Origin of the sequence: Bacteroides sp. 1001302B_160321_D4, from assembly GCF_015667765.1 — a bacterium.
GTDB lineage: Bacteria > Bacteroidota > Bacteroidia > Bacteroidales > Bacteroidaceae > Bacteroides > Bacteroides xylanisolvens.
In genome coordinates, this window is record NZ_JADPLO010000041.1 from 1 (window position 1) to 21,682 (window position 21,682).

The 21,682-nt window shown below is 41.6% G+C and carries 14 protein-coding genes and 1 pseudogene; all 15 read right to left on the reverse strand.

What is annotated here, in order from left to right; genetic code table 11:
• Positions 1–787 precede the first annotated feature (787 nt).
• The 15 genes and pseudogenes from KFO40_RS16010 to KFO40_RS16080 all read right to left on the reverse strand — a co-directional run bounded on the left by KFO40_RS16010 (position 788) and on the right by KFO40_RS16080 (position 21,355).
• Positions 788–1,495 carry a ComF family protein gene (locus tag KFO40_RS16010; protein WP_008023155.1) on the reverse strand — a complete coding sequence of 236 codons (708 nt, stop codon included), beginning with the start codon at positions 1,493–1,495 and terminating at the stop codon, positions 788–790.
• Positions 1,496–1,538: 43 nt separating this feature from the next.
• Positions 1,539–2,340: pseudogene (locus KFO40_RS16015) on the reverse strand (inositol monophosphatase family protein).
• Between the two features lie 241 nt (positions 2,341–2,581).
• On the reverse strand, positions 2,582–4,111 hold the full coding sequence (locus KFO40_RS16020; protein ID WP_211146567.1) for a hypothetical protein: 1,530 nt from the start codon (positions 4,109–4,111) through the stop codon (positions 2,582–2,584).
• Positions 4,112–4,124: 13 nt separating this feature from the next.
• The gene (locus tag KFO40_RS16025; RefSeq protein ID WP_004317496.1) at positions 4,125–4,904 is read right to left on the reverse strand and encodes a hypothetical protein; all 780 of its coding nucleotides are present in this window, start codon (positions 4,902–4,904) and stop codon (positions 4,125–4,127) included.
• Positions 4,905–4,911: 7 nt separating this feature from the next.
• On the reverse strand, positions 4,912–5,685 hold the full coding sequence (locus tag KFO40_RS16030) for an endonuclease/exonuclease/phosphatase family protein (protein WP_004302417.1): 774 nt from the start codon (positions 5,683–5,685) through the stop codon (positions 4,912–4,914).
• A 31-nt stretch (positions 5,686–5,716) separates the two neighbouring features.
• Complete coding sequence (locus KFO40_RS16035; RefSeq protein WP_211146568.1) at positions 5,717–6,673, reverse strand: FecR family protein; 957 nt, start codon at positions 6,671–6,673, stop codon at positions 5,717–5,719.
• Between the two features lie 108 nt (positions 6,674–6,781).
• A complete protein-coding gene (locus tag KFO40_RS16040; protein ID WP_122137478.1) occupies positions 6,782–7,363 on the reverse strand; it encodes an RNA polymerase sigma factor in 582 nt (193 codons plus the stop codon).
• Positions 7,364–7,481: 118 nt separating this feature from the next.
• Positions 7,482–9,665 carry an alpha-N-acetylglucosaminidase gene (locus tag KFO40_RS16045; protein ID WP_211146569.1) on the reverse strand — a complete coding sequence of 728 codons (2,184 nt, stop codon included), beginning with the start codon at positions 9,663–9,665 and terminating at the stop codon, positions 7,482–7,484.
• Between the two features lie 6 nt (positions 9,666–9,671).
• Entirely contained in the window at positions 9,672–10,757 is a 1,086-nt protein-coding gene (locus KFO40_RS16050; RefSeq protein WP_211146570.1) for an acyltransferase family protein, read from the reverse strand.
• A gap of 14 nt (positions 10,758–10,771) precedes the next feature.
• Entirely contained in the window at positions 10,772–12,028 is a 1,257-nt protein-coding gene (locus KFO40_RS16055) for a GntP family permease (RefSeq protein WP_009038939.1), read from the reverse strand.
• A gap of 6 nt (positions 12,029–12,034) precedes the next feature.
• Positions 12,035–13,177, reverse strand: coding sequence for a glycerate kinase (locus KFO40_RS16060; RefSeq protein WP_211146571.1), 1,143 nt, complete (start codon positions 13,175–13,177; stop codon positions 12,035–12,037).
• An 8-nt stretch (positions 13,178–13,185) separates the two neighbouring features.
• Positions 13,186–15,342 carry an alpha-N-acetylglucosaminidase gene (locus KFO40_RS16065; protein WP_211146572.1) on the reverse strand — a complete coding sequence of 719 codons (2,157 nt, stop codon included), beginning with the start codon at positions 15,340–15,342 and terminating at the stop codon, positions 13,186–13,188.
• A 28-nt stretch (positions 15,343–15,370) separates the two neighbouring features.
• Positions 15,371–16,162, reverse strand: a complete 792-nt coding sequence (locus KFO40_RS16070; RefSeq protein ID WP_117512226.1) for an endonuclease/exonuclease/phosphatase family protein — start codon at positions 16,160–16,162, stop codon at positions 15,371–15,373.
• Positions 16,163–16,181: 19 nt separating this feature from the next.
• Positions 16,182–17,915, reverse strand: a complete 1,734-nt coding sequence (locus KFO40_RS16075; protein WP_004296448.1) for a RagB/SusD family nutrient uptake outer membrane protein — start codon at positions 17,913–17,915, stop codon at positions 16,182–16,184.
• Positions 17,916–17,935: 20 nt separating this feature from the next.
• Positions 17,936–21,355: a TonB-dependent receptor gene (locus KFO40_RS16080; RefSeq protein WP_211146573.1), complete on the reverse strand. Its 3,420-nt coding sequence runs from the start codon at positions 21,353–21,355 to the stop codon at positions 17,936–17,938.
• Between the last annotated feature and the right edge of the window lie 327 nt (positions 21,356–21,682).

Consider the following 21,682-nt stretch of genomic DNA (forward strand, 5'->3'; position numbering starts at 1 on the left):
TTCCTTTTTAGGCTAGCAAAGGTATATGCATGAAGGGAATTGACTAAACTTAATCCCCCAAGAATTACAACTGAGCCAAACAGTGTTGCAAAAAATGTCAATAAAACTCCTATGTATTTCTGATAGATAGCACTACTTTATAAACCACTGGTATCCAACCGGTTACAATTCTATAATTTCCTTTAAAACCAACGGCCCGTTTCTCACCGAGAAACAACCTTTTCGACACCGAGAAACGAAGTGTTTCTCACCGAGAAACGAATCGACTGATAAAGTCCTAAACTTAAATTAAGGAAATTGTTCGTCTCTTTTATTTTTGACACTTCTATCGTAGGAATGTATATGTTGAAATATATTTCAATGATAATCTTATCGTGTCTAAAATATAATGATATGGAATAAATTTATAACCGTACCGTTTGGAATCAATTACCACTAATGATTTTATTAGTTATTTTTAAGCGAACGTTTACCTATTAATAGTTATTTCATTGCCTAAGGAGTTTTCGTTTGACAATTGTTAAGCGATAGTTCAACATCTGTCAAGCGTTCGTTCAACAGTTGTCAAACGATAATTCGTTAGGCAATTGAAAAAATAATATAAGCAAGAGAAAGAGATAAAAGCTGCATATTGACGAGTTATTGTCAGCGACAGTATTTTTGGTTATTTCCGTACCGAAACAAGCTAAATGCTAATTTAGAGTTCACCACGGATTACACAGATTCACACAGATTATTTTCATTTTCGTTGAATACCTATAATGAATTAGGGTACTGATATACATATTTATTCCACCATTGCCAACGTCAATATACTAATCCGTATATCCTCCACATCTACCAGACAGGAAGCACATGCCAGAGTAGTAGAACCAGTAGTCAACACATCGTCAACTATCAGTATGTGTTTCCCTGCAAGTGTTTCGGGATGCTGAAGTTCAAAGATACCTTCCACATTATCCCGACGTTCAAACACAGATTTACGCGTTTGCGTTTCCGTATTTTTCTTACGTAATATTGATTCTGTATCGATGGGGATTCCTGTTACAGCAGCAATACCACGAGCAATCCACTCACTCTGATTATAACCACGGATTTGCTGTTTTTTCTTATGAAGCGGTATGGGGATTATCACATCAATTCCCTGAAAAAAATTGGAAGACAAAAGTTCGGCAGCCATATACCGCCCCATAATTGCACCTATTTCCTTTTGTCCACCATATTTCAACCGATGAAGAATCAACCGAAAGTCGCTTCCTTTCTCATAAAAGAAAAAAGAAGTAGCCCGTTCCAAAGGGATTTGTCCCCAGAAGAGCCGCTCTACCGGATTATCTTTTCGAAGATGATAATTAGTACGGGGTAGATTGATATTACATTCTGTACAGATACATTCTTCACCCTTTGCTAACGGCCGGCCACAAACAACGCAGCAACGGGGAAATAGCAAAGATAAGAAAGAACTAAGCCAGTCTTTGATAAGAAGTGTGTGTTTCATAATAATAGAGATTTAAAGTTGCAATAGCACCTACATATTGCAATTACATATTCAATGGAGGGACTTCTGCCAGAAGTTTCTGAAAGAAAGGATGAAGATTTCCATTCGTTGCAAGAATATGATGTCCTTCTATGAAATGATCTTCACCATAAAAGTTAGTCACCTTTCCTCCCGCCTCCTGAACAATCAGTGCCGCTGCAGAATAATCCCATTTTCCGAGAAATGCTTCCATCCATGCATCAAAACGCCCAATAGCTACATAACAGATTGCGGCAGCAGCCGAGCCATTCATGCGAATGCCTCCCACTACTCCATAAAGCTGATCGATGAGATGAAGAGCGGTCTGTTTATATTGCAGATGATTATAAGGCAATTCTGTAATGACGAATGCATCTTTGATGTTTTCAACGTTCGACACATGAATTTCTTCGCCATTCATAAACGCTTTTCCGCCTTTCCAAGCATAAAAACATTCATCCCGGCAAACCTCATAAACGACGCCTAAAAGAAGTTCGGTACAGCTACGTAAAGCGATGGACACACAATAAGGAGCCTCATCATGAATATAATTCGTAGTTCCATCCAACGGATCAATCACCCAGCAGTATGGTTCATCCTGATAAATAGCAGAGCCTTCTTCTGTTATGAATCCCGCTTCAGGCAGTAAAGCAGTTAGGGCTTTCACCACACACTTCAGATTCTTTATCTACATAAGACACATAATCGTGTGCATGTTTTTCCACCACACGCTCACGACGAAAGTTCTTTCGTTCTTCTTTCAAAAAATGTCCAACTTCCGTAGCAATCCGGCATACATCAGCTGTAAGTTGTTTTAAATCCAACATTTATTATTCAAATTAAAAAGTGCTTCGAAGTTATAGCTTTTCCGGCAAAAAGCATAAAGGAAAATAATATTTTCGTGTTTGATACGCAAATTAATGAGATAACATCAAAACTATTATAACCAATATTTTAAAAAAACATCTAAAAACAAGGCCGACTCATTTTCTTTTATGAGCCGACCTTTCTTTACTTTTACATCAAAATATAAATGTATTGTTCTTTATTCCTTAATTTATAACAACATTACTTCTGAACCACAATTTTCAACTTACAGGTACGTCCATAGAGTAATGCCACACCATCATAAGTGAGTCCGGTTATGCCAGCTCCCGAATAGGCTGGCCCCTGGCTTCCTACCACTCCTGTAGGAGTAGCTATTTTACATCCTCCGGCAACTAATGCATCCATATCGTTTGCGGCTTCAATAACATGAATGACACCGTATTTGCCCGCCGCAGTAACAAAGGCAATATAAGAACCGTCTTTTATCTGCAAACTACAAGGATCATTCGGATATCCATCAGACGCATTGACTCTTTGCATTAACATATCGGCACCTCCTTTAGCTATACTTTCCAATACATTCAACGCCTCAAAAGTCTTGACGTCCGAAGCCGCGTTCGCCATCATCACATCAATACCAAGATCAGTAACCTTATCATCAGGTATAAGAGTAAACAACGTTTTGTTGGTAGCAACACCTGCCGGTTTGATCCAGTCATTCACATCATAAGCTCTCCCTATCGGCCCTCCATTAATTCTTGACGCACTGACAAAGGAGAAACCTCTGTTTTTAACGGCAACAAAGCTTGGATTTCTCCATATATTGATGAAAGCAAAGTCTACGCCATTTGCCTTTGAACCATATCCTTTAATTTCCTTCAAGCTTAATACATGTTTCTGCACACCCCGTATCATTATTCCCTCTATGGAGAAAATATAAGGTTGATCCGGTTCTGTCGAATGTTCCCATTCGGGTGCCATTTCGATATCGTTGAAAACAAGCGCAACATTATTGTCAACACCCTCAAGACCTTCGATATTGATAATCTTTTCCTCTTTCAACCCCTCTATATCTTCTACCACAATCTTGATTCCATTGGTCTCTTTATTGTCTACGACAGTTTTCAGGATAAATTCCATTTCCAACGGATTGCCTGATACCGGAATAGTCGTATATTCCTTCAGGTCACCCAGTACTTTATTACACAATGTATGTTTTATAGACTTAATGCCCACAGCAGAACGAATCACTACAGACAAAGAAACCTCTTCATCGGGTACTAAAACAGGGAAATCTGATGGTTCAGTGAATATCTGGGATGGAAGTTTAGTTATCTTTTTAATAGGTATTACCTTTTGTGCCGTTTTTGTCAAAACATCCGTTGATGTTACCAGTATTCCGGCTGCTTCACGCGTGTTGACCTTGACATTCAAGTCAAATTCAAGTGTCATATCAGTTTGCAGAGTATCTATCTTTAAACGTTGACGTTCAGTCGCGTTTATCTCTTCATATTCTCCATTTTCATCCATCTTCAACAAGGTAGCATATATACTATGTATACCCACAGCAGAGAAACTTCTGGCAGATACAGTCACCGTTGAGTTATACTCCACCACATCTATTTCAGAAGGAGAAGTGAGCTCTACAGTAGGTGGCGGATATGCGTTGTCGTCCGAATAATCGGACTCACTATCACTACAATTTGTCAACAACAAACCCCATGGAAGGGCAAGTATCAGGATCATTATATTTTTGATATATTGCTTCATGACCGTTCATTTTTTATTTTAAAGATTCAATTTGTAATTGAAAACAATGTAAATCTCCGCTTACACTTGTTTCGGTTACCCCCCTAAAAGCCCATTTATGTGAAGTCAGGACAAATATACAATACTCGGAGTCTCTATTTCTATTTTCCACTTCTACGAAAGAATAGGTATCAGAAGTTAAGTTAGAAGTAATTGCCGACTCAAGATTAGGCAATAACGCACGTTTAACAGTGCCTACCAGAACCGTCTGTTCGTTTACCTTTTTCTTGAAAACGTCGACAGCCGGAGCTATCAGGTCTTCACTATTTAATGATACAGAACAGAAGAGCATATCTATTCCGTTCACTGCTTCTGTTTTTGTTTCAAGATATCTGCAATCGTTTTTTACTACATATTGTGTCATTTCGGAAATAGTAGAAGGAAAAAGAACCGTACTACCGATTATCTTTTTCTCTCCGTTACTATAGCTGACAGGTACAAACACCGGTACTTTCTTACTCTCTCTAGCAGTTTCCGTACCCGTATTTATGATTGCTGTTTGCCCATAGACAGCGTTCGTCCTGTCCAACAATGCCACTGAATGAACAGTGTTTCTGATAGATGACGCCACCTCTTTATAACTACAAGAGCTAAATAAATTTTGCTCTGACAAGTGCGCATAAACCAACACGTTAGTTGTTCTGAATCGGTTCCATTCCGGAATATCTTCTCCCTTGTTATCCTCATCACTACACGAAACGAACAAGCAAGAGATGACACATATAAATAGCAGATATAGATAGTTTGATTTCATATTTCATTCATTTTACAAATTCAACTTCAGCAAACAAAGCCCTGTGGTCAGAAACCTCCGGATTAGATAAAACTTTAAACGATTTCACTTTCCACTTATTCTGTGGAAGTCCGAATATATAATCAATCTTGATTGTCGGCTGATCTGCCGGATAGGTGAATGTATCATCGCAGATTCTCTGCCAGTTCTTCATTACCTCACAAATCACATTAGAGTCGGTCCGGGCATTAAAATCTCCCCCCAGCAGTGTCGGGGTATCTCCCGTACCAATCCGTTCATTAATCTGTTCAGCCATTGCGCTCCTTATCAGGTCCGTCGAATGATCCAGGTGAGTCGTTCCTATCCTGATTACGTCTGAAGTTCCCGGTTCCTGAATATCTACATATAATAGTGTCCGGGGTTCTTTGGCTCCGTCTATACCTTCAAAAGTTTTGTTATTGATATAAACAAAAGGATATTTTGAAAGGATAGCTACTCCATATTCTCCACCACCAGTATCCATCGCTTTCCCGAATACGGAAAACAATCCCAACTCCGCAGCCAGTTGAGTGGTGAAATCCTGATTTTTATTCCTTTTTGTGTTGTAATCTATCTCTTGCAACATTACAACATCCGGATTGTATTTCCTGATAAATACAGCATACTCCTTCACCGAGTAACCAGTCATCTGTCCGGACATCCGGCAATTATAGCTCATTATTTTAAGAGCCTGCGCATACGTACTTTGATACGCAAAGAAGAAAAGGCATACCCATACAATGGGCTTTAAAAGTGCTTTCATAAATTTGTTTTTGTTATTAGATTAAGTTTACTTATTCAACGGTATATGTATATTCTGATATTTTTTTAAAGCTAACCGGTGTTATGGATTGCATCACCTCCAACACATAGTTCAAATCGTTCCCTTTACAAACGAAGTCGTACGTAAACGAAGCAATCTTTTCGTTTTTAACTGTAATCTCTATATCAAAATGACGCGAGAGTGTTGTAAGCACCTCTTTCAATGATGCATTTCTGAAAATAAGCCGGTTGCTCTTCCAACTCGAAGCATCATCGTGATATCTATCAGTTTTTATTTTTATTACATTACTCCTTTTTTCATAAACTGCAGTTTGTCCGGGAAGCATTTGCTGCATAGGCCTGCGGCTTTGCACATGCCCGATATTTATACTTCCTTCGTCGAGTGTAGTTTTAATTACCTTATCCGAAGCGTATGCTTTTACATTGAAACACGTTCCCGTCACTTGTATTTTCACATTCTCGGCAAGCACCTGAAAAGGGGATTTCTTGTTTTCTGTTATCTCAAAATAAGCCTCTCCTTCCAGCGTAACATTCCTGTTGTATTTTGCAAACTGTTCCGGATAGGTCAATTTAGAATCGGCATTTAACCACACCCGGCTACCATCAGGAAGTAATACGAGTAGCTTCTCCCCCCTTACAGCACAGACCTCCCGATAAACAAGGTTTGCCTCATTATGACTTTGATAGAAATTATATCCCACACCTATCACTAGCAAAACAATTGCACAGGCTACCGTCCACTTAAAGAACAATGGTATTCTGATTCTCCTGTTCTTTCGTTTTTCTTCCCGCATCACGGCTGCCTGAATATTCTTATAAATGCGATATTCATCAAAAGGAGGCAATTCTCTGTCGCCCAATTCGAGCTGTTTGCCTTCTATTATCCTCTGAATGTCGTCATCCATATATTTCCCGATGCCGTCAACTACTTCAAAGTCCTGATTTGTATGTTTCTTTTTTGATTTCATATTTCAATATCTATTAGTAGTACACACTGTTACAAAAAAGTATTATACAGACTACGTTAAACCGTGTTAATTCAAAAGAACGTTCCATATCAGCAAAAAGTGATAAAACTACATCATACAATAAAGCAACAATAGGCCAAGCTCTCCCACTGTCGCGCGAATCTGCTTCAAAGATTGGCTATATTGAAATTTAATTGTATTGATCGAAAGATTAAGTTTATCGGCTATTTCCTGATTGGAGTATTTTCCCGAAACTTTCATTTCAAAAACCTTGCGGCGTTGCGGCGAAAGTTGCTCAAGAGCTTGCTGTATGATGTTCATTTGTTCTTGTTTAAGGTTTTCGTTTTGAGAATTGTCTTCCAGTTCCAAAACCATTGAAAGACAATCCTCAAGCAAATAGATATTTTTCTTTGAATCTCTCAACGTATTGAGCAGATCGTTCTTCAACATCGTAAAAAGGTATCTGTTTATGGGTTTTGTCTCGTCGATCTCTTCTTTTTTCAGCCAGAGTTTTAAGAATAAGTTCTGCACGGCATCTTCAGCCAATTCTTTATTCAGCAGATATTTAAATGCCAAAGAAAAGGTCTGCGCCGCATACGTCTTGTATACAATACTAAATGCCAGCTGGTTCCCCTCTTTCAGAGCCTTAACCAAAGCTTGGGCTTCATCCTGTGAGTATTTCTGGGACATCTTAATCATTTTAAATATGAAAATAAAAAACTTATTATATCAAGTCCTTACTTTCAAATATATTAATTCTTTCTGATATAGCATGATTCGCGAGCAACAAATGAAACAGGCCTCTTATTTATTTCACCAGTCTTTGATATTTGCTGAATAAAAAAGTGGAGAATGATAATAATCCGTTAGTTGTTGAATGAACATCTTTTCGAACATCCTTCCGATCAGTTGCATTTACCCAACCTTCTTCTATTTCTTTTAATTCATCTTCAAGTTGCTTCTGATCCACCTCTACACCTTCCCCGACCGCTTTGATGAATGTATCGATATACACCTCCCAGCGCTTTGCATAATAATCACTTATCAGCCCGGCCCACGAACGGCTGGCATAATCGTTCAGGCTTCCACCCCAAGTAGTAATCAAGTTGCGAGCATTCTTTTCATAATAGTCTTTCAATTGGGGAGAATCCCCCATCTTCCGCGCATCATCAATCCATTTATCCAGCGAACAGTAAGGATGAAAGGCATTCAGTTTATCCAAATCATTCAATATCTCCTTCATTTTCTCGCCGCAAGCTTTCAAAGCCTGATAGTCTTTAGCTTCAACCATCCTGTCAAACTCCATTTTCACATCAAGAAAGTAGTTTCCAAGCACCTGTCTGCCTACAGTAATCAAATCCAGGCGAAAAGCATCTCTCCGGTCAGAAGGTGCCTCATTCAGTTTTCTCCAGACCTCTAGTAGTTCAACATTGCTGTACACATTACTTGTCCGTTTTTCACTGTTCCTATTCAATGCAGGGCGGTACCCGGGTAAAGTACCCAATGTGCGCGGCACTTGTGCATAAATGTCATTGAATAATCGTTTCCAAGCATCGCGCACAGACTGCGACACACATCCCACATGTCTGTCAGCCAGACATTCAATCCATTTATTATCATCTACATTCAGGTTCCATGCTTTCTCAAGAATGTATTCGTAGGGAAATTGCATCACATCCAATCCTTCCAGCGTAGAGCCGATTCCTTTAAGGTTGCCTCCACCGTTAATGAGAGCATTCTCAAGTCGTGCGCCACTTTCTTTGACGTTACCTGTCAAAGTCGTGTTTCCCCCGAAATTGCCCAGATAACACCAAATATAGGGCTGATCATGAAAATGCTCTGTTCTTTTCCATAATTCAACATTTTCACAATGATAATCAAGTAATATCATTTTATTCTGTGGCACTCCTGTCAGCAAAGCCTTCATTCGCTCGGAAGTCCATTTATCTTTATCAAAATAAAACATCCACGTCATTTGCATCCATTGGGCTTTGGGATCGGCAGCCGTCAATGTAGCGTACATATCCGAAGCTATCTTCCGCAAATATTCGGGTTCGAAACTGGGCGGGTCAACCTCATTGAAAGGATCTAAACCATAAATATGATCGGTTCCGAAAAGTTTTTTTTGTTCATCAAGAAATAGCTTCTGAATTTTCGCAAACAAAGCATCGTTAGGGTTCAGAAAATTACAACGGTATGCATCAGCAAAGCCTGCCCATTTGCCTAAATGTTGAATATCAGCCTCGGGATAAATCCGTTTTAAATCGGCAGGTACATGTCCGGCGAAGGCTGGTAATACGGGCTTCATATTCAATTCACGCTCACGTGCGAGTATTTTTTTTTGCAAGCTTACCTGGTGTTCCAGCCATTCCATCGGCAACGGACCGTTCCAGCGATCTATGTTAGCCATCCGATGCCAGGGCAGATACGGCGGTCCCGTGAAGTAAGAGCGTATTTCGATGTCCGACATTCCCATTTTCGACCAAACTTTATACCACACGGCTTCCTGTCCGGTAATTGCCAAAGGCATATTTATACCATTAAGGGCCATCCAGTCAATAAAACGTTCCCATTCTTTCCATTGCCACCAAGGCATCGTGTAACCATACGTGCAGTAATTCAGGAAAAAGCGAGTATCCACTCTCGCTTCCGAAACCACCTTCTCACCAACCATCGGCAATTCTTCAGGAATTTCAACGGCTATATCCGCATACCATGACACTGTAGTGAGACAGTAATATTTTAGATAATGGTTCAGTCCCATCGCCATTGAATTGGCGTTGTTTCCACCGATTACAATTTTATCTTTTACGGACTCTATCGTAAAGCAGTCTTTCTCTCCTTTTAACTTTTGAAACTGAAAACTCTCGATGTATGACGGTAGCAAACGTTTCAATAATGCTTCCGCAACAGCTACGTCTTTGTCTTTAGCCTGAAGAGCCAACGACATAAGCAGCATAACCAGACACGTGTATACACTTTTTCTTTTCATTCTGATTTATAATTTTATATAGATTTTTCTTTTTAACAAAATATATCCCAACAGCCCATTGAACAACAGGAAAAATACACCGTACATAAATGAACCGAAATAATTTCCGAATAACGGGTTAAGCAAATTATTGAACACAGCCGTATGGATATGCCAATGCACAAGCAATCCTCCGGCTATGCAGCTAAACACATAAATTACAAGCGGATTCGCTCCAAATGCTTCGAAAAACGAAAACCACTTTTTATTCTGCTTTACATCAATGATATAAAGCAGCAATGCCAATGACAATGCCGCAATCCCACAAGTGAGCAAAACGAACGAAGGAGACCACAAACGTTTGTTCAAAGGACAGGCATAGCTTAACAAATAGCCGACAAACAACAGAGTGGTACCTATAAGAAATAGATTCAGCATCCGGCGGTCATTGTCTTTAATATCGATAATTATCTTTCCGCAAACAAAACCGATCATCACTTGAGACACAGCGGGAATCGTACTAAGTATCCCTTCGGGATCGACAAACTGGCGGCCCTGAAGATACATGTGGTTAGATCCTAAAATAGCCGAATCAATCATCCCGACGATATTATCCGCACTCTTTTCAAATCCGTTTCCAAATAACTGAAAAATAAAGTAGACAATCAGCAAGATAATAGCTAATGGCATAAAACGCTTATGCGGTATTGTTACTGCCAATAAGGCTGTAATACCATAACAAATCCCAAGCCGTTGCATAACTCCCATCAACCGGAGCTGACTCAAATCAAAATAGTTACCACTATCGATTGCTGTAATGAACCACTCCATAACCAGACCAATAAATATTAATAAGAGACTTCTTTTTATGATTTTCGCAATGGCCGGTCGACACTGGAAGTTATACTTACACAAGGAAATATAGGTCGAAATACCCATCAGGAACATAAACATCGGAAATACCAGATCGGCAGGCGAAAAACCATCCCACTTGGCGTGTGCAAAAGCGGCAAAGTTATACCCGCACTTTCCTGTATTGTTGACCAAGATCATCCCGGCAACAGTAATCCCCCGAAGTACATCAAGCGAAAGTAACCGTTTGTTCGGATTCATAATATTTGATTCTTTTAATTACTTATTATATATAAAATAGTCGTTCCGGCAGCTAACACTATCCCTATAAGCGATTCATAAGGTATCAGCTTCAGACGTTCCTTAAAATTGAGTTCGCATACGCCTCCTGTCGCATGAAAGAACGAACCATGTGGCAAATGGTCAAGAACTGTAGCTCCGGAATTAATCATAGCCGCTCCCCAAACTGCAGAAATGCCTATAGCCAATATCGTTTCAGCGAACGAAGAAGAAGCCAGTGTCGCTCCGGCTGTTGTCGATGCGGTAGCCGCCGACATCAACGCGCCTGATATAGGAGCAATCAATGCATCACTCATATGAGCATGATCCAATCCTGTAAGAATCCAATCTTTCAAAGAAGAGTTCTTTATGATACCGGCAATAGTTCCGGTTCCTATCAACAGAATAGCTACCACAGACATCTTTTGCAGTCCATATTCTATACTGGGAAGAATATTTTTCCATTGTTTCATACAGATAGCACCACATAAACCACCTACCGGCAACGCTATCAAAGGATCGATATTGATTCCTGCCGCAGGACGTAATGCCAATAAAACAATCGTAACAACAGGAGCAATCAGACTGGTTCTTAACGAGGGCAGATTTCTCTCTTCCTCTTTATCCTCTGTTTGCATCATCGTTTTTTTGTTTTTCACTGTTTGAGGCATCAGACGGACAATAACAAAAACAGTGAAAAACAAACCGATCACTGCCGGTAAAATATTGGCAAACATTACAGCCGATAGATCTGCATTAAAATTTCCGGCTGCTATAATGGTGTTCGGGTTAGGTGATATGATATTTCCACACTTACCTCCTCCGATCATAGCAATAAGTAACACAGATGGAGACAGGTTTAGACGCTTGCCTATCGAAAGAGCCACCGGCGCAACGGTTATCACAGCCACATCAATAAAGACGCCTACCGTACAAAGCAACATCGTTGCGAGTGCCAATGCCATAAATACCCGTTTTTCACCCATTTTGTTTATAATCGCATTGGAGATGACCGTGGTAGCTCCGGTTTGTATTAATATGCCTGACAAGACTCCGGCTGTCAGAATCCGCAATACCGCCGGGGTGACCTCTTTCACTCCTTCGGTCATCACCGTTACGGTCTCATTTAAAGATAGTCCTCCCAACAACCCTCCGACTATCGCTCCGATAATCAGACTGTATGTCGGAGAAAGCTTTCTTATGATTAACAGTATGGATAATGAAAGCCCGATTAATGCGCCTATCGCTGTCATTGAGTATTATTTAGTAAATTGTTTTATGATTCTCACCACCTGTCGCACCGTTCTCTCTATGTTTTCTTTCGTAAACTCCGGTTGCATCGCCTCTTCAAGTGTTACCGGAAAAGGTTGAATAGGCAGTACGGCAGTAAACCCCATCCTATTAAGCGCTTCGGTGGCTTCGACCGCTCCCCCCAACGCTATCACCGGAACCTGACATCTCTCACCGACACGTAAGATTCCGTCCAGCGCCTTTCCCATACCAGTCTGGCGATCCAGCTTCCCCTCTCCGGTCAGTATCAGGTCTGCCTGTCGGACGACCTCCTCGAAACGAAGCGTTTTCAATATAACTTCTATTCCGGATTGCAATTCTGCATTCAAAAACGGAAGCAGACCGCCTCCCATTCCTCCGGCTGCTCCAGCACCGGGAAGCTGCGATATATCCATATTTGTATATTCCTTTATCACCTGTGCATAATGCCGCAACCCATTGTCCAACTCTATCACTTGCAAACTATTTGCCCCTTTTTGGGGAGCATATACATAGGCCGCACCCTCTTTTCCAAAAAATGGGTTACTAACATCACAGGCAATCGTAAATTTACTCTCCTTCAATGCCGGATTTAATTGGGAAATATCTATTTGATGGACTTTTATCAGATTTTCGCCGACAGGCTCCAACTCACCGTTTCCGCTATCTAAAAAGCGTGCACCTAAAGCCTTCAGCATACCTATTCCCGCATCATTCGTAGCACTTCCGCCGATCCCGATAATGAATTCCCGACACCCGCGTTTTAATGCGTCAGCAACCATTTCTCCAACTCCATAAGTCGTAGTCTTCATGGGGTTTCTCCGGCTTGAATCAATCAATGGCAGACCGCAGGCCGAGGCCATTTCGATAATAGCCATCGCACCATTGTTTACGATACCATACGATACTTCAATTGGCTTCATGAATGGATCATGTACCCGACATGACACCATTTGGGCATGAAGGGCAGAGCATAAAGCTTCTGTAGTCCCTTCGCCGCCATCAGCTATGGGGAAACGTATAATCTGACAGTCGGGTAATTCCTCCTGAATCGCTTTTTCGGCAGTTTTCGCTATCTCGAAAGAACCAACCGAACCTTTAAACGAGTCGAATGCCAATACAATCTTTTTCATAAAAGCTATCACTTATTTGTTTTCTCTATTAAATTCAATGCAGCCTTGACCGGATCATCAAACGGAGTCGTACTGTTGCTCCAGGGAGATGTGATCCATTGCTCCTCCCATTCTCGGATTTTATTCCGGTCTTTTGTGAAATAGAGCTGTATACGAGGGATATAGTAGTCTTTAATCAGCCCGCTCCAGAAACGGGCAGCATAATCTTCCTGAATACCACCCCAACTTGTAATCAAGCGTTTGGCATTTGCTTCATAAGCATCTTTTTCCTGAAGAGTTGTTCCGCTATTGCGCGCAAGTTCCACCCATTCTTCTAATCGATATAAAGGATGAGAAGCCAATAGCTTGTCAACGTCCATCAACAAATCAACAGTTTGTTGCAGATTACGTTGCGCTGCGAGAACACGATTCTCCGAATCATCTTTTAGGGCCTGCTTATAAAAATTTTCAGCTTTAGCCGCTACATAATACGAAACAAACTCTATGAGATCGTTTCTGTATAATTCAGAGCTTTTCAGTTCGTCAGCGCAACTAGCATACAAACGTATAGCCTGCAAGTAATCATCACTAAGGTCGATTTTACTGATCCGCCGTTGATCGGGTATTACGGTTTGCCAGGTAAAACGGGGGTATGAATATAAAGAACTATATGCTGTTTTCCGAAAAAGTTTCCAAGCTTCCTCCATGGCATCGGGATATCCCCCATAACGGGCCTCACAGTATATCTTCATCCAATCGTCCAGATCGATACTGTCTGATGACCATCCCATATCGGCTAACAGTTCGTAAACAACCTCATTGTTTTCGAGTCCTTCAGGGGCAGAACCGAACCCAATCAAGTTACCTTTATTTGCGGCACGTAATGCTTTGACCGAGGAACTAGCATACATGTCCAAGTCTCCTGTCATGGCGTTTTTCCCACCAAAGTTGGGTACATAGCTGAATATCCATTTCTTTCCGTAAAATCCATCATGTACTTTCCATGTTTGTTCGGTGCTCCATACCCATTTCGGATAATCATTGCCCAAATCAATGATAATCATTTTATCATCAGGTACATTACTTAACAAGGCTTTAAGCGATTCTTTATCCCAGAATGAATGTTGATATCCGAATGTCCATCCCTGCGTAACCCAAACGGCATCCGGGTTTCCGGCTGTAATTGATTTATAGATCGTTTCTCCATACTCGGCCAACAACTTATATTTCGCTTCTTTATCTGCCTTATCGATAGGCAGTTCCATCTCGTTAAAACTGTCCGAGAGATAATACGTATTTTCTCCAAACTCTTTTTCCCACTCTTCGACAAACAGTTTGCCTATCTCTTCGAAAAAAGGTGAATCCGGTGGCAATACATAGGCGTTGTACTCTTCATCAAAACCACCCCACCGCATGTGCCGGAATTGTGTGTCGGGATGTTTCTGTGCGAATGCTTCCGGCACGAAACCTGCAAACGCAGGCGCTATGGGCTGCATCCCCAACTCGCGCATACGGGTCAGGATTTGATGCTGCAAAGCGATTTGGTTCTGTTGCCATGTATCAGATAAGGGACCGTCCCACTTGTTCAGATTGCCCATGCGATGCCAGGGAAGGTGTGCGGGGGCAGTGAAAAACTCACGGATTTCTTCTTTGTTCAATCCCATACGCAGCCATACCCGTTCCGCAATGGCTTCGCTGGCCACGGTAGCCAAGGGCATATTTACACCATAAAGAGCCATCCTGTCAATTTCCTTTTCCCAACGCTCCCAGTCCCAGTAAGGAGTAGTGTAGCCGAATGTACAAACATTAAGGAAATAGCGCAACTCATAAGGGGACACCTGTTCATACAATTCATAATCGGGCCACGGCATCACCGACGTTATGTGTTCACCGCTCCATGTTTTCATACTCTTGCAGGCCTCTTTCATGTACGTATGAAAAGCGTAACAGATAGCAACGGAGCTACTTCCCCTTAGGGTAAGCCGGCCGTCGCTTGCTATCACTTCGAATATATCTTTACCGTCGGATGGTTCGATATATTCAAAGTGGATAGACTGTGCTCTTTCCCCAATCTGACGTTCTATTAACTGTTTGGCGGGGGTGATAATATCCGTCTTAGGCTTGTGGCATGAGCAGAAAAAAAGCGTTGCTGAAATCAGTAAATACTTGATTATTGTATGTATCATAGAAAATCATAAATGTTATAAGTGAGTATCAATATTTTTTCTTCGATGCTTCTTTCACATATTCCAGTTCCGTAATAATCGGTAAATGGTCTGACAAAAGCGACTGAACAGTTTGTGTACTAATCACACGCCATCCTTTTTGCGGGTAAGCAAACAAGTAATCGATCTTAATCACAGGCTTCCATGCCGGCATTCCAAAATCATCGTTGCTTGCAGCAAACCAACTATCCATACCACGTATTGCCTCCGAGTAATGACGCGCGTTGAAATCACCTCCCAAAATTACAGGATATTTATAATTTTTGAAATGCCCGGTAATAAATTTTATTTGCTCCGCCCGTGTTTCTTGAGAGTTGACGTCCAGATGCGTAGAGGTAAAAACAATGGTATCATTACCCATTTCGAATAATCCCTCCAGCATGGTCCGTCTCTCATGCTCTTTGACCGGATGGGGCAGCATTATCTTTTGAACAGAAATATATGGATATTTACTTAACATCCCAATACCGTAATAACCGGTAGAATAGTCAATCGTTTTTCCGTAAAGCCCAAACATCCCTGTATGATAGGCAAGTTCGGATATAAAATCCTTCCCCTTCTGATGCGGGGTACGCTTACGGTCTGTTTTGCTATCCACTTCCTGAAGCGCCACAAAATCAGGCTTGAAGGATTTGATGTGATGAGCAAGTTCCTCTAAAGATGCCAGTTCGCCAAATCTCAAATTATAGGTCATTACCCGCACCCGTAAAGTATCTTGCGCATAGGCAACGCCCAAAGTCAGGCATAAAAACAATAATAAATATTTCTTCATTGAATACATGGTTTCTATTTTTAAATGATTACTTTTCCCAGCCCGGATTTTGTCCTAACAGAGGGTTCTTCTGACGCTCGGGATTAGGCACGGGCCACAAATAATGTTTCGTTGCGTCGAAGTAACGCGCGCCGCCTTCCGCGGTAGACTTTTCGTAGATAACATCACCAAACTCATCTACTCCGGTATCGGGATATGGGTTGGCACCCAAATCGTTCATACAAACTTTCAGGCTGGGACCGGTGATGGCACGTCCAAAGCGAAGTTCGCCTTCACGCCAGCGCATCACATCGGCGTATCTTGTTCCTTCACCTGCCAACTCAATGCGACGTTCTCTTCTCAATTCGGTTTCGAGATCCATCCCCCATGCGCTAAGTTCGTCAAGGTTCATACGATGCATATTCACACGATCTCTAAGCCTGTTGATGGAGTAATCAATCTGTGTTTGTGTCAGTTTCTTGCCTTGTAGTTCGAAAGTGGCTTCGGCATAAATCAGCAAGATTTCGGCAAAGCGGATGACATTGAGATTCCCATGTCCACCCACACTTGAGCCGGCCAAATCAATATCGTTATACTTTTTCAGATAGAAACCTGTACGGCTATTTGCCCCCACACGGTTATTATCTTGCAATGAAGCAAAACGAGGCAGATTAAATATCTCGTTGGCCTTATCCGTATCAGGATCACCGTCATCTCCTCCCGGCCATTTGTCACCCGGAGCATATAAAGTCATCTTCATTCTAGGATCTCTGTTCTGGAAATAATCCACATAATGCTCTTCAGGCGACTTGTATAACGATGAGGTCTGCACACCGGTCTTTTTATAATATTCCAATCCGGTTTTTGCCGGTTTACCGTCTGTACACAGATAAGCATCCACTAACGACTTCGTTGGATTGAGGCGTATATAGTCCGTCGGACTGCAAGTTTCATTGGGCAGACTTTGTGTACGGATTTCGGGTACAAAAAGGCTATATACGATGGCTTCGATATTTTTCGGATCATTCTCGACATCCCCTTCGTGATGAAATAGTTTTTCGTATTCATACAGGCCATAGGGACTGTTTTCGATGATATATTCACTCGTTTTTGCAGCCAGTTCCCATCTTTCGTTTTGCAAGGCAATACGTGCCAATATGGCTAAAGCGCCCCAACGGTCGAGTCTTCCCAGTTTGTCGCCTGTATACCTTTCTTCAGGCATGCGCTCTGCCGCCCATTTCAAATCCTCGACGAGCTGGTCAATGACTTTCTCTCTGGGAGTACGTTCGATATATGCATCTTCGGGCTGGATGACTTCTCCTACCCAAGGTACATCACCCCAAAACACCGTAAGGTAAAAGTACATAAGCGCCCGGATGGTTTTTACTTCTGCGGCATAAACGTCCTTCTTATTTTGAGCTACCTGCGCTTTATTATAGTTGTCCAGAAAATTATTGCAGCGATAAATATAGCTATATGCTCCTGTCCAATAGGTAGTGAAGGGGAAGCCGTCAGTATAAGAGTGCTTGCCTCCGGAAACCTTACTTAGTCCACTAGTAATATTCCCCCACATAACAGTTTCGGCCGTCGATTCACTCCAATTCACGAGATAGTCTTTTTGTAAAGCTTCGTAACAGGGAGGCAAGGCATTTTTAAGCTGATCTTCATTTACCCAGAATGTTACATTGTCCGGCTCGTTAGGGTTCGTTCTATCCAGAAAATCGCTACATGAGGTAACTATACCAAAGAAAGCAATGATTAAAAAGTATTTTGAGTATTTCATCTTTATAGTCGTTTAATAGGTTAGAATGTTATTGATAATCCAAAAACATAGGTTTTTACTTGCGGATAGACATCTCCGCTGGTGGTCCTCACTTCAGGGTCATAAGCTCCGAAGTAATCGGTTTTAGTAAACAAGTTATCTGCCGAAGCATATACTCTAAGACTATTAATGCCAAGAGGTGCCACCATCCGGGCAGGAAAACGATAACCTATCTGAATATTCTTCAGGCGCAAGTACGATGCATCCTCTTTCCAGTAGTCACTGAAGAGCCTGTTGTGCTCCTGCGACTGATAAAGTCTGGGATAAGAAGCATTTGGATTCATAGGTGTCCATCTGTCAAGATGCTCTTTTTTAGGGATTGAGTAGTCATTGATAAACGCATGCCGAGCCTCATCCTCAAGGTAACCGGCAACTTTGCCTACTCCTTGCAAATAGAAACTGAAATCAATGCCTTTCCATTCCAAACCACCCTTGATTGCATAGGTGTAATGGGGCTCTTTCTCGCCAAACACCACTTTGTCGTAGTCATCAATTACCCCGTCGGGAGCGCCGTCAGGACCACTGATGTCCCGATACTTAATATCTCCGGGCTGTACAATGCCGTTTTGTGATGCAACAAGAGGAAATTTTGGTTTCTGGTACTTACCTGTAGTTGTATTCACTGATTCAAAGTCATACACTTGCGCCAGCCCATCAGTCAGATAACCATAGAAAGCACCTATCGGATCACCGACCCGACGATACGAACCGGAAGCCGTACTGGTCAGCGACTCCGGAGTTCCACCCAAATCGGTAATCTTATTACGGGCGTCCGACAGATTGAACCCGAGATTGTAATTTACATTTCCGATCTTATCACGCCATGACAGATTAAGTTCCCATCCTTTGACATCAATCTTACCAAGATTGACATAACCTACGTTACTACTGGAAACCCCGACAATAGCCGGAACATCGGGACGAACCAATGCATCAATATTTTCTTTCTTATACCAATCAAAGTCCACATTCAGTCTATTGTTCAAAAAACTAAGGTCTACCCCGAAATTAAGCATGCGGATGGTTTCCCACTTGATGTCGGGATTACCGATTTTGTTTTGCCAAAGTCCCATAACAGGTGTATTAGAAGCTCCGATAGGATAAGACTCTTCGGTTATGATAGGTGACAAGTAGGGGTAGTAATTACCGGGAATGTTTTGATTTCCCAACTCACCCCAGGAAGCACGCAGCTTACCCGAGCTCAATACCGAAGTAGCGAACTCCATGAATTTTTCACGTGAGAAGTTCCATCCTGCCGAGAATGATGGAAAATATCCCCAACGATTGCCCTTGGCAAATCTTGAAGTTCCGTCGGCACGCAGGTTAGCTTCAAACAGGTATTTACCGTCAAAAGCATAGTTGACACGACCAAAGTAAGAACGCAAAGCCCACTCGTCTTTTGTTCCGCTATTCATAAAATTAATCATTCCGGCACTAATAACGTGAATATCCTCAACCATCACATTATCACGCGTAGCCCCCAACGTACTTCTATTTTCCCACTCTTGCGAAAATCCCAACAATGCTCCCAACTCGTGGCGTCCTATGGTCTTATTAAAGTTCAGGGTGAATTGCAACGTTTGGGTCATAACGTCAAGATGGCTTTGTGAGATATAGTCCTTGGCATCTTCATTTGCTTTCAACGGGCTACCGTCCGAGTAATAAGACAACATCTTCGGGTTAAACTCATCCACCTGGCGGGTATATATATTAGCAGAGTACTGCATACCTACGTTCAGTCCGTCTATAATTTTGAGATCTGCATTGAAAATACCATTGAGCACACGTGTTTTCCGTTCTTCCATTCCCGACTCATAGGCTACCTGCAAGGGGTTACGTACCGAACCGTACGACCAGTTCTCACTATCTACCATCCGGCCATTCTCATCAGGAATTTGCCACATGACGGGAAGTAACGGAGACATACGCTGTGACAGGCGGAATACTCCTGATGTGCCGCTATAACCTAAGTCCTTTTTATAGAAATCGACATAGCTCATCTGTCCGGTCAGTTTCAGACGATCATACACCTCCGTGTTTACACTGATACGCGCATTATGTCTTTTGGAACTATATCCGTCACCTACAACCAGTCCATCCTGATCCAGGAAACCATACGACATAAAAAATCCGGTTTTCTCGCTTCCACCCCGTGCACTTACATTATGCCCCGTTTGAAAAGCCCGGCTTTTGTATATTTCGTCAATCCAGTCAGTATTGGAATATTCGTTGGGATACAGTCCCGAATCATATTTATCGAAAGCCTCTTGTGTATAGGGCTTGGAAAATCCGGCAGCACTCATGGCTTCGTTGGAGAGTTCCATGTATTCCCTTCCATTAACAAGTTCGGGCAATGCTGTGGGAGTCTGGAATCCGGCATATCCGTTATATTGGAATACTACGCGCTCTTTCTTTTCTCCCTTTTTAGTCGTTACAAGAATAACACCGTTAGCGGCACGTGCTCCATAAATGGCCGATGAGGCGGCATCTTTCAGTACGGATACGCTTTCGATGTCCGAAGGATTCAATAAGTTGATGTCTCCCCCGGCTACTCCATCAATCAAGATCAAAGGTGCTGTACTACTGTTAATAGTTCCCGTACCACGAATGTTGATACTGGGCACAGCACCCGGCTGCCCCGAAGAAGAAACGATACTAACTCCAGGCAACAGTCCTTGCAGCCCCGTAGTTACGTTAGTTATAGGCCTGTTCTCAATAGCCTCCGCTTTAACCATAGATACAGCACCTGTTACATTCACTTTCTTTTGCACGCCATAGCCTACAACTACTACATCTTCCAAGCTGACAGCATTCTCTTTCATCACTACGTTTACTATCGTTGCTTTCGCTATGACGCTTTCTTCACGGTAGCCGACGTATGAGTACCGAAGTGTACTTCCATAGGGTACCTTGATGGAATACTGACCATTGATATCGGTGATTGTACCTGTAGTCGAGCCTTTTACTGATACGGTGGCTCCGATGATCGGTTCCATATTCTCGTCAGTAACTTTACCTTTCACATACAGTTCCTTCTTCTCTCCTTGTGAATCAACAGGTTCAGTTTTATTTTGATATTCTTTATTATAAAATAAAATACTGTCATCCAGGAAACGGAACCCAATGTTAGTCCCTTTTAGCAAAAGAGTTAGCGCTTTGTTTACCTCTGTGTCTTTTACCTCCAATGACACTTTCCTACTCGTATCCACAAATTCTTTGCTATAGGCTACATTCATCGATGCCTTCTCTGCTATCTGACTGATAGCCTCTTTAAGAGGAAGCTCTTTGATACTAACCGATATTTTTTGCTGTTGTGCATAAACAAAAGCAGTGACAAATATGCACATTAGGGTTACAATACACCTTCTGCCGGTGGATGAAAAAGGAGAATCTTTTTCCATAATATTAGTCTTTAAAGTTAATAGTTCAATATCTATTAGCTAATACACAAGAGATATTAAAAAGTATTACGGCAAATAAGTTAATGAATATTAATTCGGAAAATATAGGAGAACTTGCCGGAAATCAATCCATACTTGATAAAAAGAAAGAAAACACTTCAAAGGTATCGTTTTTAATAGCAAAAATAGAAAGGGGTAGATAGTATTTTCTCATTTAATGCATAAATTAGTGTCTTTACCTGAAATAATTAATACCTTTGAGTGCACAAATTAATTCATTTGACTATAGTGTTTCTTTCGATAGACTATAGTCAAATAAAAGAAGCA